Here is a 16,066-nt window from a genome sequence, read left to right on the forward strand (position 1 = left end):
GCATGGCTAAAATGACGATGATCAAAGCCATTACTAAAGGGCTGGATGAAGAACTCAAACGCGATGAAAAAGTATTGATTTTTGGTGAAGACGTTGGCCGTAATGGCGGGGTTTTCCGGGCAACTGATGGCCTCCAAGATGAAAACGGTGCAGACCGGGTCTTCGATACCCCTTTGGCCGAATCTGGAATTAGCGGCTTAGCAATGGGCTTAGCCCTAGAAGGCTTCCGCCCGGTACCTGAAATTCAATTCTTTGGGTTCGTTTTTGAAACTATGGATGAAATTGCCGGACAGATCGCACGGACTGGCCATCGCATGGGCGGTTCCCGTAAATTACCGATCACCCTCAGAGCCCCATTTGGCGGCGGTGTTCATACTCCTGAACTGCACGCCGATAGTCTGGAAGGCTTACTGGCTCAGACACCTGGCTTGCGCGTTGTGATCCCAAGCGGTCCGTATGACGCCAAAGGCTTACTGGCTTCGGCAATTCGTTCCGACGATCCAGTCTTCTTCTTGGAACACATGAAACTTTACCGTTCCATTAAAGAAGAAGTCCCCGATGAAAGCTACACCGTTCCCCTAGACAAAGCCGACGTTAAACGCGAAGGCAAGGATGTTACCCTGATTTCTTATGGTTATATGGTTCAAGAAAGCTTAAAAGCTGCTGATGAGCTGGCTAAAGACGGGATCGAAGCTGAAGTCCTGGATCTGCGTACCATTTCTCCGTTAGATGAAGAAGCGATCGTAGCCTCAGTTAAAAAGACTGGGCGCGCAGTTTTAGTTCAAGAAGCCCAAAATCAGGCCGGTGTCATGGGACAAGTTGCTTCTGTGATCGCTGAAAAGGCTATCCTGTCACTTGAATCTCCGATCGGCAGAGTTTCCGCTCCAGATACTCCTTATCCGTTCAGCCAAGCTGAAGAAATTTGGCTGCCGAATAAAAAGGACATCATTAACAAAGCCAAGGAGATCGTCAATTATTGATGATTGAGCAGCTGGCATTGCTCAATTTGGCATTGCTCAGCCCTTAAATTACGTTTGAATATTTGCTCGCTATCATAATACGGGGGTATATAAACTCATGGAAAAATATCAATTTAAACTGCCTGACATCGGTGAAGGGATCGCTGAAGGCACCATCGGTGAATGGCATGTTAAAGAAGGCGATTCAGTCGCTGAAGACGGTGACTTGGTCCAAATCGAAAACGACAAATCCGTCGAGGAACTGCCAAGTCCTGTTGGCGGTAAGGTCACTAAAATTCTAGTCGCTGAAGGCGAAACAGCTGAAGTCGGTCAAGCTTTAGTTGAATTGGAAGTTGAAAACGGCAAAGGCAACGTTGCCGCAGACGAAGCTTCAGACCAAAAAGCAGCACCTGCACCTGCTGCTTCAGACAGCAATGCTTCTACACAGTCAGATGGTCAAGAAACCTATGAATTTAAGCTGCCTGACATCGGCGAAGGAATCGCTGAAGGCACTATTGGCGAATGGCATGTTAAAGAGGGCGACACAGTCGCTGAAGACGGCGACTTGGTCCAAATTGAAAACGACAAATCCGTTGAAGAATTACCAAGTCCTGTTGCTGGTACAGTCACCAAGATCTTAGTCGCTGAAGGCGAAACAGCTGAGGTCGGCCAAGCTTTGGTCAGACTGGCTGTAGCTGCCGGTCAAGGCAACGTTGAAGGAGCAATCCAACCCGCTCCAGCACCTCAACAAGAAGCTGCGGCTGCGGCTGAAGAAAAGCCAGCAGCTAACCAGGCTTCTGCTGGTCCACAAGACCACTCACTGCCTGTTTTAGCCATGCCTGGTGTGCGTGCTTATGCTCGTGAAAAAGGCGCAGATCTGGCCCAGATCACCGGTTCCGGCAATCACGGTCAAATTCTGAAGACCGACATCGATAGCTTCTTGGCTGGCGGTGGTGCCAAAGCGCAAGAAACAACTGCCCCTGCAGAAAAACCGGCCGAAAAAGAAAAAGCTGCTGCAGCTCCAATTTCCACTTCACCAGACTGGCCAGAACACAGCGAAAAGATGTCCGGGATCCGTTATGCAACCGCGAAAGCCATGGAACGTTCCAACGACAATGTGCCGCACGTGCATATCTTTGACGATGTCGTTGTTGATGCAATGTGGGATCACCGCAAGAAGTACAAGGAACTCGCCGCTTCTAAGGGTGTTCATTTGACCTTCTTAGCCTACGTTACGAAAGCTTTGGCCGTTGTCGTCAAGGAATTCCCGATCTTCAACTCGCAAGTTGATATGGATAATAAACAAAGCATTTACAAGGACTATATCAACATCGGGATCGCTACTGATACTGACCGTGGACTCTTTGTACCAAATGTTAAGCATGCTGACCAGCTGAGCTTATTCGACATTGCTCGTGCTATCAGTACCAACACCGAAAAAGCTAAGGACGGCAAGTTAAGTTCCGGCGACATGAGTCATACTGGGATCTCGATTACCAACATTGGCTCAGTGGGCGGCGGTTTCTTTACACCGATCATTAACTTCCCAGAAGTTGCGATCTTAGGCATTGGTAAGATCAGTCCAGAAGCAGTTGTCGTTGACGGTGAAGTCAAAGCCGCTCGTGTTTTGAAACTAACAATGGCTTTTGACCACCGTGTGATCGACGGGGCAACTGCTCAAAAAGCAGTTAACCGCCTCAAAGAACTGCTGGCTGACCCAGAATTACTTTTGATGGAGGGATAGATAATGGTTGTAGGAGATTTTGCAGAGGATTTAGAAACAGTTGTCATTGGTTCCGGACCTGGCGGCTACGTGGCAGCGATCCACGCGGCTGAGCTAGGTCAAAAAGTCACCGTGATCGAACGTGAATTTATTGGCGGTGTCTGCCTCAATGTAGGGTGTATCCCTTCCAAGGCACTGATTGAAGCTGCGCATCACTATCAATCAGCCCTCGGTTCAAATAAAATGGGGATCGTGACTGAAAATGTGAAACTTGACTTCGCTAAGGCGCAAGAATGGAAAGGCTCCGTTGTTGACCGTCTGACTGGAGGCGTGGCTGGTTTATTTAAGAAACACCACATCGATGTCCTGTGGGGTGAAGCCTACCTCAAAGATGACCATAGTCTGCGTGTCATCGGTAAAGATGATTCCGCCCAGACCTATAATTTTGAACACCTGATCATTGCGAGCGGCAGCCATCCGATCGAGATCCCGAACTTCAAGTTTGAAGGCCGCGTCTTAGATTCGACTGGAGCTTTAGCCCTCAAAGAAGTTCCTAAAGAGTTAGTCGTCATTGGCGGCGGTTATATCGGCAGTGAACTGGCTTCTGCTTATGCAGAGCTTGGTGCCCATGTCACGATTTTGGAAGGCTTAGATTCGATCCTCGCTAACTACGAATCCGACATGGTCAAAGTTGTCCAAAAGAACATGACTGATAAAAACGTGGATATCTATACCTCTGCGATGGCCAAAAAAGCTGAGCAAACCGATTCAGCAGTTAAGATCACGGCTGAGGTCAACGGTGAAACTAAAGAATTCACAGCTGATTACTGTATCGTTTCTGTCGGCCGTAAGCCAAATACCGCTGAAATGGGCTTGGAACAAGCTGGCGTTAAAACAAATGACCGCGGCTTGATCGAAGTTGATGCTCAAGGCAAGACGAGCCAGCCGCATATTTACGCGATCGGCGACGTGGTTGCCGGTGCAGCCTTGGCTCACAAGGCTAGTTATGAAGGTAAAGTTGCCGCTGAGGCTATTTCAGGCAAGACCAGCACCGTTGATTACCGCGCAATGCCTGCTGTATGTTACACCAGTGTCCAGATCGCTACGACTGGCTTGACCGTTAAAGAAGCAAAAGAACAGGGCTTAGATGTCAAAAAGGCTCAATTCCCGTTTGCAGCTAATGGCCGTGCGATCTCGATGGATGCAACTGACGGCTTTATCCGCTTAGTCTTTGTAAAAGACACGGAAGCGCTGGTTGGTGCTCAGATTGTTGGTGCTAATGCCGCTGATCTGATCACAGAATTAACGCTCGCCATCGAATCCGGTGCAACCTTAGACGATGTTGCCTTGACCATTCACCCTCATCCATCGCTGGCTGAAGGCGTGATGGATGCAGCCGATGTCGGTCTAGGTTTCCCAACCAACATTTAACTAAAACCCTTAAAAGCCCCTATCCCCTTTGTCATAGGGGTTTTTCTTATGTGCTCTAACCTTAAAACTTTAAAATTTTTGGCTAAAAAGAGAGGAAGAATAACATGCAGTATATTGCAATGAAGACCACAGATATTCGTACCAATCTAGCAACCGAACAGTACCTGATGCACAGCAACAAGATGACCCCGCCATTCATGCTGTTTTACATTGAGGAACCGTGTATCATCGTTGGCCGCAACCAAAACACGATGGAAGAAATCGATCCAGAATATTGCCGCCAGCATAACATCACGATCACCCGCCGTTTATCCGGCGGAGGCGCAATGTACCAAGACTTAGGCAACATGTGCTTTAGTATGGTCGTCCCGGCCAAGGACCAGAAATTCGGTGATTTTAAAGCGATGGTAGCGCCAGTGGTCGCCGCTTTAAAAGAGATGGGTGCTGAAGATATCGAGGTTACTGGTCGTAACGATATCGTTTTAGACGGTCGGAAGTTTTCCGGCAACGCAATGTATACTCGCGATGGCAAAACCTTCTCGCACGGGACCTGCATGTTTGATGTCGATACCGATGTAGTTGCTTCCGCCTTACGGGTGCCAAAAGACAAAATTGAATCCAAAGGGATCAAGTCCGTTCGTTCGCGCGTGATCAACATCAAGTCTTACTTGAAAGAAGAATACCGGCAAATGGACACCTTCCAGCTGCGCGATGAGTTGATCAAAAAGATCTGGAAAACAGAAACTATCGAGGAAGCTCAAGAAAAATATGCCTATACCCTCGATGACGAAGATCAAGCCGAGATCGCTAAAATTGAAAAAGAAATCTATTACAACTGGGACTGGGTTTACGGCAAATCGCCTAAGTTTACAGTTAAACGCCGCAAGCACTTCACTGGCGGAACAATTGATGCCCGTTTCAACGTTCAAAACGGCGTGATTGACAACCTCGTAATCTACGGTGATTTCTTTGGTCCCGAAAATGTTGATGCCGTTCAAGATCTATTAAAAGGGAGCAAATATGCCCAGGCTGAGATCAAAGAAAAATTGAACTCAGTTGACCTTAACCGCTTCTTCTCCGGAATCCCGCAAGACGAGATCGTAGCATTACTGAGTACCCAACAATAATTTTTGTAAGCAAACAGGCTTAACTCACCCAGAATTGTCGGGTGAGTTAAGCCTGTTTTATCACATATTTTAATGTTTCAAAAAGTGCTAGAATATTATCTAAACTTTATTATTTTAAAAAAATAGGATGTGACACACTATGGTAGAGTCCAAGAGACTTCCTTGGTCAAAGATCCACCCCGACCCGATCACCAATATCGCAGCTAAACCGCTTAGTAAACAGTACTATGGCTTAGGCACCACGATCAATTTGACTACCTTTGGCACGACAACTGCAGCCGATTTAGATACTGCCTATGATTTAATTGCATATTATGAAGACCTTTTAACTGTTAACCGCTCTGAATCCGAGCTCATGGCCGTTAATCAGGCGGCAGGCAGCAGACCTGTCCAAGTTTCAGCCGGAGTATATTCCTTGACTAAAAGAGCCATCGCTGTCAGTCGCCAACAGCTGGGTTTTAACGCAGCCATTGGCCCGCTGGTTAAGTTATGGGATATCGGCTTTAACGACGCACACGTTCCCTCTCAGGCTGAAATTAACCAAACTTTGACTGTCATCGATCCCAACCAGATTGAATTAAACGACCGAGATCAAACGATTTTCTTAAAACAGGCTGGAATGCAGCTCGATTTAGGCGGGATCGCCAAGGGCTTCATTGCCGATCGCATCAAGGATCTCTGGGCTGCTCGCGGAATCAACAGCGGCCTGATCGACCTAGGCGGCAATCTCTTGTTAGTCGGCCCCCAACCTTCACATGCAGACGGCCTTTGGCGGGTCGGTGTCCAAGCCCCGCAAGACCAGCGCGGTCAAGCAGTAGCTGTGGTCAAAACTCCTGCCTGTTCTGTAGTGACCAGCGGGATCTACGAACGCCATTTAGACATTAACGGCAAAACCTACCACCATATTCTGGACTCACTGACTGGTTACCCACGCAGTAATGATTTGGCCAGTGTGACAGTCTTTTCCAAATACTCGATCGACGGTGAGATCCAGACGACCGAGTTATTCTTCGCTGGTCAGCCGCAAGCAGGTTGGGCACAAGACGACCCAGATATTTATGGAGCTGTCTTTGTCACAAAAGATAATAAGATCCTCGTTAGCGGCCTAGATCCAGCTAATATCCAGGTCATCGCTCCCGGCTTTGAATTACTACCATAAATCAAAAAAGGACAGGAAAGGTTAATACGCCTTCACTGTCCTTTTTTTGCTAAGTGTCTAGTTGCGTTTCAATGGTCAAACGGCAGCGGTTGATTAGTCGAGCATAAGCAAGCAGAAAGCTGTGCCTAGCTAACTTCGTCATCATAGTGCAAAGCACGCACTATCATGCCAAAGTCTGCTAGTGCTCACTTTCTACCGCTTGCTTATGCTCTGTTTTCTTAGTCGAGTTACGCATGGCAGAAGGTTGCGCCTAACCAACTTCAGCAACAATGCTGAAACCCGCATTTTTTCTGAAGTCCGTTAGTGCTCACCTTCTAAACGCCATGCTCCACTCTGTTTTCTTAGTCGAGTTACGCAGAGCAAAAGATTCCGCTTATCCAACACCAAACCCATGGTGCAAAGCACGCACCATGCGTCCGGCGTCTGATAATGCTCATCTTTTATGCGCTCTGCTCCACTCTGTTTTTTTAGTCGAGTTCCAACAAGCAGAAGACTGCGCTTATCCAACTTCAACACCACGACGCAAAAACCGCGTCATTGTTTTGAAGTCCGATAATGCTCATCTTCTCCCGCTTGTTTCCACTCTGTTTTCCTTAGTACCTTTCCAACATGCTTCTCAACATCTTCACGTTCTCTTTTAACCTTGCCCCGATATCCGTATCCGCTACCGCCTTGCGATGGACCTCATGGTTGACAACTCTTCTCGTCGAAATAATGTCATTTCCATTTACGATCGTATCTTCCTTCGAGGTAAACGGGTGGTGCTCCACCAGCTGCAATCCATATGAATTATATAGTAACGTATATCCGCCAAAGCCGGTCGTTGGTTGGTATGCCTTGGAATAGCCGCCATCGATCACCAGCATCTTCCCATTGGCCATGACCGCATCATGGCCGCGTTTGACCGGCGTGTGCCCGTTGATCACATGACCATCTTCCGGCTCCAAGCCAAACTCCTTTAAAAGCTTAATACAGAAATCTTCATCATGCCGTAAAGCAAAATACGGATTCCGCTCTTCCTTGTGTGTTTCCTTGTCTGCAATAAAATAGCGTTCAAAAGTCGTCATGGCCTTCTTACCAAATAAAGGCGAGAATGGTCCCTGCCATAAATACCAGACTAAGTCAGCTGCACTTGGATCATCATCGCAGGGGTCATTATATGCATGGCGCACTTGGCGGTCGAAGAAATCAACCAGCTTTTTCCCCGCATACTTTTTGCCGCCGTATTCGAAAGCCAAAAAATTTCCATTTTGATCGACTGGCATACAGCCGTGCAACAGTAGATTATTGTTGTAACACAAATACATGCTGCCCTTGTTGACCAAGAAATCCAGGTGCCGTTTTAAACTTTTGGATTCAATAAATGAGTGCAGCAATCCCTCGACCAGCTCCTGTTCTTCCTGCGTGAGCTTGCTGGGCTCTTTGGGATCGATCAAATCAAAACAAGTGTTGGTCAAATGATAGCTTTTATTATTCAGCTTAATGGTCTGATCTTGATAATTGATCTTCGTTAATAACTTCCGATCCCCCATCGCAAAATCAGGCTCCCGCTCGATTTCCTGGATCTCCAGCTTGAATTGCATGATCGCCACCGCTTGTTGGATCTGCGTTAGCTGCAATCTTTCACCGTCAAAATTAAATGAGTCTCCATCAACCAGTTTGGGACGAAAGGCCGGGTTATCCTGGTAATTTTCCTCGGCAAAACGCGTCAGGTGGCGCAGGCTGATCCCGTAAGCATCCTCGATCGTCGCCAAGTTATTATAACGCGCACTGATCCGCAGCAGGTTCAGCATGCTTAAGGCCGAACCTGAAGCCGCTCCGACCCATAACATATCATGGTTGCCCCACTGAATATCCACGGAATGGTAGTCCATCAAGCGGTCCATGATCATTTCTGGATGCTCGCCCCGGTCATAAATGTCACCTAAGACATGCAAGTGATCCACTACAAGCTGCTGAATCGTGTAACAGGTCGCAATGATAAACTCATCGGTCACGCCCATCGTCACTAAATTTTTCATCAGCTGGTCGACATAGCTGCGTTTATCAAATTCCTGCGGATCCGTGTACAGCAGTTCTTCCGTCAAATAGACAAAATTAGGATCAAGCGCCTTGCGGACTTTCGAGCGCGTGTACTTGGTCGAAACAAACTGCAGCAGCTCCAGCAAACGCTGGATCGTATCTAAATACCACTGCTCTAAATCGCCGTCTTCATTTAACTGGCGCTTTTTATACTCCAGCTTTTCTTCTGGATAATAGATCAAGCTGGCAAAATTTTGGAGCCGGTTCGCTGTCAATCTTCCTCCAAATACATCCTTGATCTTGTTTTTAATGTTGCCGGAACCATTACGCAAGATATGGTCAAAGGCCGCATACTCGCCATGCAAGTCGCTGACAAAGTGCTCGGTTGCTTTGGGCAAGTGCAGGATTGCCTCTAAGTTCATGATTTCGGTAATAACTGCTTCTTTAGTCGGAAACCGCTCTTCCATCAAGTCGCGGAGATACTTCTGTTGACTGCTATTGTCAGCATTTTCAAATTGGTTTATTTGTTTTGCTTTATTTTTCATCAGAATTACCTCACAAACTGAATCGTTTCTTTGTTTTCTAAATGTCAATAAAACCATCATATTACTTATTTTAAGCATTTACAACCATTTGTATTATGCGTTTGCTCACAAATAATTAAAAATTAAACTTTACGTAGCTCTTTTTTCACATTCTCCAGGTCAAGTTTTACTAAATTGGTATAGTAAGAATTGTAAAAAAAGGAGCTATTCTTTAATTTTTACGGAAAAAAGTTTCTCAACGTTTTCATTTTTCTCTGTTTGCGGTATTCTTAAGTTGCTAACTATTGTATTATTTTTCGTTTCTATGCTATGATACGCAATTGTGGTGAAAATTTACCCTTTTTCTTTCTGGTCCAAGCAAAACTTAAGCTGCCTTTCAGCTATTATTTTTATTCACGCTAGGGTTTGCAGGCAAAAAGAAAAAGCTTGAGCCGCATTTTATCGCGAACCTCGAGTTCAGAAAGGTGTTTTTTATTTTGAAAGCTAATAAAAAAGTTTGGCTGTTAGCAGGCTTAGCACTAGTTGCAGCGGCTTGCGGCGGGTATTATGGGTGGCATGCCACTCATTTTGCCAAAGATACAGTTGTCCAAGGTATCAATATTAGCAAGATGTCGTACAAAGAAGCAGATGCAGCGATCCAAAAGAACCTCAAGGAACCATCCTATGCGCTGACAGATCCGCAAACGCACAAGACGCTTTACCAAGGAAAACTAAAAATCGCGGCCAATCATGCATACCGCAAGGAGTTAAAGGAGCTCTTACATCAGCGGCGCGTTAATCCTTTTTCTAATGAAAGCGGCCAGGCTAACCAAGCTAAAATCTATGATCAGACAGCCGCTAAAGAAAACTTGGCACAGCAGCGTGCTACGATTGCGCAAGCTTTAAACCAGACTAACCAAAGTCGAACTGCTCCGCAAAACGCACGGATCACAGTGACTAATGGCCAGGCGCAATTGACCAAAGCAGTTGACGGCAATCAGATCGACACGCAAAAGACCTTGGAGCAGCTGACTAAGTCGATCAACCCTAACCGGACTGGACAGCAAAAGGTCGATGTTGTTTTATCCAAGGCAACTTGGACGGGTGAAACTGAATATCAACAACTGACAAAAAAAATGGGTCAGACCTTTAAATATTCTGTCATGGGTCACACCGAAACCGGCAAAGTCAAAGACTTGTTAAATTCCGGCACGATCACAGACAAAGGAACAAATATCAACCTGAGTCCCAGCTATAATTTCATTACTAAGCTGAACCAGAAATATTCCCTTTCGGGTTCAAACTCAGCCAGTTTCACTACTGTTCAGGGGAATCAAGTGTCCTTTGATAATTCCCAAGGAACGTTAGGCTGGGCAATTTCAGAGTATACCGAAGGACGCTACTTGCAAGAACAGCTCTTAAAGGGTAATTTTAACGTTTCTGCTAAATCCCTGGTCAATAACACACAAAAGTATGATAAGGCCAATCTTGATGATTTAAAGAAAACCGATCATATTGAAATAGACTTGACCAAAGAACAGCTTTACCTAGTTCAAGGAAATAAAGTGACCCAGCAGATGCCGGTCAACACTGGTTCACCGAAAGTCAATATCGCAACTCCGACTGGCTACTACTATATCAAATGGCGTAAAGCTCCTATGACCATGAAGGGGACTGAAAAAGATGGGACTAAATACAGCTCCTATGTTCCTCAGGCGATGGACTTAACTGATGATGGGATCTTCATTCATTCCGCGCCTTGGGTTGCCAAAGCAACGTTTGGCAATCCTAAGGTCCGCTATGAAAAAGGCTCCAACGGTTGTATCAACGTCGCACCCGCTGCGATGGTCAAGCTCTTTAACAGCTCGCACCAAGGCATGCCGGTCATCATCTATGGCAACGGTACTGCTTCATAAAACTGCCAATGTTTCACGTGAAACATTAATAAAAAGAACGGTTCAGACAACAATTTCTTTCTTGTCGTCTGAACCGTTCTTTATTTAGCTTCAATTATTTGTTTTCTGCTTCAGCTTTCAATTTCATGATGTCGCGTGCGATCATCAATTCTTCGTTAGTTGAGAGACGCAAAACAGCAACCTTGGAATCCGGCTGAGAGATCACGCCTTCATAGTTAGCAGCATTCTTTTCTTCATCGAAGGTCACACCGAGGTAAGCTAAGCGTTCGAGGATCCGTTTGCGAACTGGCATTGAGTTTTCACCGATCCCGGCAGTAAAGACGATCCCGTCGACACCGCCCATTTCAGCGATATACTCACCAATATATTTGATAACATTCTTAACAAAGATGTCGATCGTCAAACTAGCGCGTTCATTGCCTTCTTTTTCAGCTTCAAGCAAATCACGCATATCAGAAGAAATACCAGAAACACCCAGTAAACCAGATTTATGATTTAAGATATCAAGCATTTCGTCCATCGAAGTGATATTGAGCTTATCCATCATATAACCCAACAACGCAGCGTCAACATCCCCGGAGCGAGTTGCCATTGTCACACCAGTTAATGGTGTAAAGCCCATTGAGATATCAAATGACTTACCGTCTTTGACCGCACAGATCGAAGAACCTGCACCTAAATGGCAAGTGATCAGTTTCAAATCTTCCACCGGCTTGCCAAGAGTTTCAGCAGCCTGTTGAGAAACGTAGTGATGACTGATCCCGTGAGCACCATAGCGGCGCACGCTATATTTTTCGTACCATTCGTATGGTGTACTATAGAGGTAATTAACTGCTGGCACGGTTTGATGGAACGCTGTATCAAAGGAGGCAACCGCAAAAGCATTCGGCAAGATCTCCTTGAAAGCTTTAATTCCCATCAAATTAGCCGGGTTATGCAAAGGCGCCATATCAGAAATTTCATCGATATGCTTGATCACTTCATCATCAACCACAACTGAATGCTTGAAATACTCGCCCCCAGCAACCACACGGTGACCAACACCGGTGATTTCATTGAGGTCTTCCACAATGTGCAGATCTTTTAACAAGAAAGTCAAGCGGTCAACTGCCACTTGATGATCTTTGATTTCTTCATCGCTCACAAATTTTTGTCCGTCACCATACTTGATGTTGATCTGGGACCCGTTGATCCCGATCCGGTCAACTAAACCGTCTGCGAGCTCCTTTTCTTCTGGCATCACCAGCAACTTGAATTTCAAACTTGAACTGCCTGAATTAATAACCAGCAGCTTTTCCATATGCGATCCTCTCCCTTATTTATTAATACCAATAAAAATCATAATCCATCTGAATACTAATGTAAACGCTTAATATCAAATTTTATGATTTATTCTGCCGGACAGATCCAGCTACTTTCTAACATACCATTGAAAACGACAAAAAAACACCATTCTACCCCTAAAAGTTGTTTTTCATCCTAAAAGTGCCGGCAGCTGTTTTTGCAGAAAAAAATAACGATGGTCAGCACTGAGACTGGAACCATCGTTATTAAGCTCAAATTCTTATTTCTTGCGATTTCTCAAAAGACGCTTCTTGGCTTTATTTAAATTGCGTTGCCGCTCTTTACTAGCCCGCTCTTTTTCTTCTCTTTCCCGAATAATTTTATACGGGTTATTGAGCAAGAGTGTCTGCCCCACTGAAAAGGCGTTCGTGATCACCCAGTACAAGGACAGCGCCGCTGGAACATTCAGGGCGGTAAATAAAATCATGACCGGCATCCCGTAAGTCATGATGGCCGTCATTCCTTTTTGCCCATTATCTGGTTGGGACATCATGGTCAGTTTAGAAGTTAAAAATGTAAAAATGGCAGCTAAGATCGGCAAGATAAAGTATGGGTCTTTATCCCCTAACTGCATCCACATAAAACTGCCAGCTTTAAGTTCTTGCGAACGGAAAATTGCTTGATATAAAGCAAGCAAGACGGGCATCTGAACTACCATTGGCAAACACCCAGCAACTGGATTGACCCCGGCTTCTGCATAGAGCTTTCTTTGCTCCTCTTGCATAGCCCGCATTGATTCTTGGTCACGGTCAGGATATTTTGCCTGCAAGGCTTTTAGTTGCGGTTGGATCTCCATCGTCTTACGCGAAGACTTCATCTGATAAAACATCAACGGCAAGATAATGATCCGGACAATGATCGTAAAGATAATAATCCCCCAACCGAAACTGCCGCCAAAGAAATTACTGAGCCCTTTGATCGCGCGCACGAAATTCCAAATAATGTAATGATCCCAAAAACCCGTGCTATTAGATGTCACAGGAGAGTTACTGCATGCACTAAGTACTAGCACTAAAGATAAAGCTCCAAGTAAAGCAAGAGCCTTCTTCCCTTTTTTCAACGTGTCTACCTCTCTTAATTGATATTCTTAGTTATTTAATGATATTCGCTAAAGAAAGAACGTGGATCAAATGCTGCTTAACCTCAGCTGTCGACATCCCAGCAGCGCTTTTACGTGCGATCACCAGAAAATCGCAATCCTGTTTGAGTTGAGGTTTAAGCTCCGTTAAGCTTTGACGGATCCGCCGTTTGACCCAATTACGTGCCACGGCATTGCCGATTTTCTTACCAACCGAGATCCCAACCCGAAAATGAGGCTGTTCCGGCTTTTCCAAAACATAAACCACAAATTGGCGGTTCGCACAGGAATGGCCTGCGGTAAAAACTTTTTGAAACTCCGCTTCTTTCTTGACGCGGTAAGATTTACGCATAATATATCTCCAATTACAGAGTACAGCCAATAGCTGAGATGAATTGTTTTCCTATTAACACCATTTTTAACTACATTGGTTTAACAGACTATAAACAAGAATGATCCATTATTAGCCACGCTCTATTTTTTAAAACTTTCAAAAAACATTGATTATAAAATAAAAAGACCACTGACGGTCTCAGTGATCTATGCAGACAATACTTTTCTGCCTTTACGGCGTCTACGTGCTAACACATTGCGACCGTTACTTGTACTCATACGTTTACGGAAACCATGAACACGTTGACGATGGCGTTTTTTAGGTTGATAAGTTCTTTTCATCAGGTCTGACACCTCCTTGATTTGAACTTTGTTATCTAAAATTGCGAGTAACCACAATCAGCTTAAGTTCAGACTTACTTGTTAATGTTACCATATCTAACTTTAATTGCAAACAAATTTTGTAATTTTCTGCCCGTTTCTACGTTAAAGAAATAATTTACCCGCAAGATCTTTCTTTTCCCACTAGAAACTCTCGCCAAAATGACACTTATCTCCTAGTCAAAAACAGAAAAATTGAGTTAATGAGTTATCCACAGAAAAAGCAAAAAAATAATTTTTTTGTTTCTTTCGTGTGAACTGCTCTTTTTTTATCCACATAGTTTTAACCAAATTTATCCACTTTGCACAGGCTGTTCTCAAAAATCACAGACCTGTGAATTAAATTGTGCATAACTATTAAATAGCCTGCTGTCACTTGCTTTGAGTCCTCTCTTAGCCTGTGAATAAGTGGGAAAAAGCAGGTAAGATTAACAGTTTATACACAGGGTGTTGATAAACTAAAAAACAAGCTGTTTTTATCTTTTATGACCTTATCCACACTGTGGAAAACTTTTTTGTTACATGCTACAATAAATCACGTGTAAATTTAAAAAAGGAGGACTGTCCAGTGCCAGATCTTGAAACTTTATGGCAATTTATTTGCGAAAAGTTTAATGAATCTTTCTCCGCAATCACTTATAAAACCTGGATCGAAACAGCAAAACCTGTTCAATTTGCTGATAAGACCCTGGTTGTTGAAGTTCCTTCAAAACTTCATCGTGATTACTGGACTCAAAGTGTGACTCCACAAATCGTGGATATGCTAGAAGAGTCACTCGGGTATAAAATAACAATTTTGCCCAAAACCCCTGAAGAACCCAATCCTTTAGAGGAGTTTGATCCTGCTGGAGCAACCAGCAATACTGAAACTGAAGCAACAGTTTTAACAACTCAAAATGATAATAAGAAAGTTTTTGTCAAAGATGCCCAACTTAACGAGCGTTATACTTTTGAAACTTTCGTCGTTGGGAAAGGAAACCAGCTTGCCCATGCTGCGGCATTAGCCGTCGCTGAAGAACCTGGGATCTTTTATAATCCGCTCTTTTTTTATGGCGGAGTTGGTTTAGGAAAAACCCATCTAATGCACGCGATCGGACATCAAATGTTGGAAAACCGTCCGACTGCTAAGGTCAAATACGTCACCAGCGAATCATTTGCCAATGATTTCATTAATTCGATCCAGACCAAAAGGCAAGAAGAATTTCGCCAGGAATATCGGAATGTCGACCTGCTTTTAGTCGATGACATTCAATTTTTTGCCGATAAAGTCGGGACACAAGAAGAATTTTTCCATACATTTAATGCCCTCTATGATGATAAAAAACAGATCGTGCTTTCATCTGATCGGCTGCCTAATGAGATCCCTAAGCTCCAGCAACGTTTAGTTTCCCGCTTCAAATGGGGCTTATCAGTCGATATTACTCCACCTGATTTTGAAACACGGATCGCGATTTTGCGGAATAAAGCGGAAGCAGAGCACCTAGACATCCCCAGCGAAACTTTAAGTTATATCGCTGGTCAATTTGATTCCAATATTCGTGAACTCGAGGGTGCTTTGATGCGCGTTCAAGCCTACGCTTCAATGAGTCATACGAAAATAACAACTGGTCTAGCCGCCGAAGCTCTCAAAAGTTTAAACGGCAAAGATCATAATAATAAAGTAACGATCTCCATGATCCAAAATAAAGTTGCCAAGTACTATCATGTGACAGTTGCTGAATTAAAGGGCCGCAAGCGGGTCAAAGCAATCGTTATCCCGCGTCAAGTAGCCATGTATCTTTCACGCAAACTGACTGACTCTTCCCTGCCGCGGATCGGTCAAGAATTTGGTGATAAAGATCATACAACTGTCCTTCATGCCTATGAAAAAATCGCTAAAATGTTGGCTAACGATCCAGATCTCGAACGAGAAGTAGCTGAATTAAAAGCCGAATTAAAAGCTTAAGTTCCAAAAAGTTTTGCACTTATTTGACGTATATATAAGAGGACAGAAATTATGCACCTGTGGATAAAAGTGGATAATTCGTCTTTTTTATCCACAGGTTGTGAACAACTATTTTCTGCTATTT

General features: G+C 44.5%; 12 protein-coding genes. 7 read left to right on the forward strand and 5 right to left on the reverse strand.

The genetic code is table 11. From position 1 onward, the window contains the following. Window positions 1-2 precede the first annotated feature (2 nt). From LFYK43_RS00490 to LFYK43_RS00510, 5 genes are all read left to right on the forward strand, one after another. Window positions 3-980 (forward strand): alpha-ketoacid dehydrogenase subunit beta, encoded by a 978-nt coding sequence (locus LFYK43_RS00490; protein ID WP_124974344.1) that lies wholly within the window; start codon window positions 3-5, stop codon window positions 978-980. Window positions 981-1,077: 97 nt separating this feature from the next. Next, window positions 1,078-2,703 carry a 2-oxo acid dehydrogenase subunit E2 gene (locus tag LFYK43_RS00495; RefSeq protein ID WP_124974346.1) on the forward strand — a complete coding sequence of 542 codons (1,626 nt, stop codon included), beginning with the start codon at window positions 1,078-1,080 and terminating at the stop codon, window positions 2,701-2,703. Window positions 2,704-2,706: 3 nt separating this feature from the next. Continuing rightward, a complete protein-coding gene (gene lpdA / locus LFYK43_RS00500) occupies window positions 2,707-4,113 on the forward strand; it encodes a dihydrolipoyl dehydrogenase (RefSeq protein WP_124974348.1) in 1,407 nt (468 codons plus the stop codon). A gap of 104 nt (window positions 4,114-4,217) precedes the next feature. After that, complete coding sequence (gene lplA / locus LFYK43_RS00505) at window positions 4,218-5,240, forward strand: lipoate--protein ligase (RefSeq protein WP_124974350.1); 1,023 nt, start codon at window positions 4,218-4,220, stop codon at window positions 5,238-5,240. A 139-nt stretch (window positions 5,241-5,379) separates the two neighbouring features. Beyond that, window positions 5,380-6,399, forward strand: coding sequence for an FAD:protein FMN transferase (locus LFYK43_RS00510; protein WP_124974352.1), 1,020 nt, complete (start codon window positions 5,380-5,382; stop codon window positions 6,397-6,399). A 593-nt stretch (window positions 6,400-6,992) separates the two neighbouring features. Here LFYK43_RS00510 and LFYK43_RS00515 read toward each other — a convergent pair. Continuing rightward, entirely contained in the window at window positions 6,993-8,966 is a 1,974-nt protein-coding gene (locus tag LFYK43_RS00515) for a fructose-1,6-bisphosphatase (RefSeq protein ID WP_124974354.1), read from the reverse strand. 476 nt (window positions 8,967-9,442) lie between these two features. Here LFYK43_RS00515 and LFYK43_RS00520 point away from each other — a divergent pair, with 476 nt between their 5' ends. After that, the gene (locus tag LFYK43_RS00520) at window positions 9,443-10,861 is read left to right on the forward strand and encodes a L,D-transpeptidase family protein (protein ID WP_124974356.1); all 1,419 of its coding nucleotides are present in this window, start codon (window positions 9,443-9,445) and stop codon (window positions 10,859-10,861) included. Window positions 10,862-10,955: 94 nt separating this feature from the next. Here LFYK43_RS00520 and LFYK43_RS00525 read toward each other — a convergent pair whose 3' ends face one another. From LFYK43_RS00525 to rpmH, 4 genes are all read right to left on the reverse strand, one after another. Further along, complete coding sequence (locus LFYK43_RS00525; RefSeq protein WP_124974358.1) at window positions 10,956-12,161, reverse strand: acetate/propionate family kinase; 1,206 nt, start codon at window positions 12,159-12,161, stop codon at window positions 10,956-10,958. A 264-nt stretch (window positions 12,162-12,425) separates the two neighbouring features. After that, a complete protein-coding gene (locus LFYK43_RS00530; RefSeq protein ID WP_124974360.1) occupies window positions 12,426-13,265 on the reverse strand; it encodes a membrane protein insertase YidC in 840 nt (279 codons plus the stop codon). Between the two features lie 31 nt (window positions 13,266-13,296). Further along, window positions 13,297-13,635: a ribonuclease P protein component gene (gene rnpA, locus LFYK43_RS00535; RefSeq protein ID WP_124974362.1), complete on the reverse strand. Its 339-nt coding sequence runs from the start codon at window positions 13,633-13,635 to the stop codon at window positions 13,297-13,299. Between the two features lie 188 nt (window positions 13,636-13,823). Then, the gene (gene rpmH, locus LFYK43_RS00540; protein WP_003701411.1) at window positions 13,824-13,958 is read right to left on the reverse strand and encodes a 50S ribosomal protein L34; all 135 of its coding nucleotides are present in this window, start codon (window positions 13,956-13,958) and stop codon (window positions 13,824-13,826) included. Window positions 13,959-14,565: 607 nt separating this feature from the next. Here rpmH and dnaA point away from each other — a divergent pair. Next, window positions 14,566-15,942 carry a chromosomal replication initiator protein DnaA gene (gene dnaA / locus LFYK43_RS00545; RefSeq protein WP_124974364.1) on the forward strand — a complete coding sequence of 459 codons (1,377 nt, stop codon included), beginning with the start codon at window positions 14,566-14,568 and terminating at the stop codon, window positions 15,940-15,942. Window positions 15,943-16,066 lie beyond the last annotated feature (124 nt).

Origin of the sequence: Ligilactobacillus salitolerans, assembly GCF_003864415.1 — a bacterium.
Lineage (GTDB): Bacteria > Bacillota > Bacilli > Lactobacillales > Lactobacillaceae > Ligilactobacillus > Ligilactobacillus salitolerans.

What these genes read in the sequence shown, in the direction of transcription:
- rpmH (WP_003701411.1), bottom strand. Translation starts at nt 13,958, where the DNA reads ATGAAAAGAACTTATCAACCTAAAAAACGCCATCGTCAACGTGTTCAT.
- LFYK43_RS00490 (WP_124974344.1), top strand. Translation starts at nt 3, where the DNA reads ATGGCTAAAATGACGATGATCAAAGCCATTACTAAAGGGCTGGATGAA.
- rnpA (WP_124974362.1), bottom strand. Translation starts at nt 13,635, where the DNA reads ATGCGTAAATCTTACCGCGTCAAGAAAGAAGCGGAGTTTCAAAAAGTT.
- lpdA (WP_124974348.1), top strand. Translation starts at nt 2,707, where the DNA reads ATGGTTGTAGGAGATTTTGCAGAGGATTTAGAAACAGTTGTCATTGGT.
- LFYK43_RS00515 (WP_124974354.1), bottom strand. Translation starts at nt 8,966, where the DNA reads ATGAAAAATAAAGCAAAACAAATAAACCAATTTGAAAATGCTGACAAT.
- LFYK43_RS00525 (WP_124974358.1), bottom strand. Translation starts at nt 12,161, where the DNA reads ATGGAAAAGCTGCTGGTTATTAATTCAGGCAGTTCAAGTTTGAAATTC.
- LFYK43_RS00495 (WP_124974346.1), top strand. Translation starts at nt 1,078, where the DNA reads ATGGAAAAATATCAATTTAAACTGCCTGACATCGGTGAAGGGATCGCT.
- lplA (WP_124974350.1), top strand. Translation starts at nt 4,218, where the DNA reads ATGCAGTATATTGCAATGAAGACCACAGATATTCGTACCAATCTAGCA.
- LFYK43_RS00510 (WP_124974352.1), top strand. Translation starts at nt 5,380, where the DNA reads ATGGTAGAGTCCAAGAGACTTCCTTGGTCAAAGATCCACCCCGACCCG.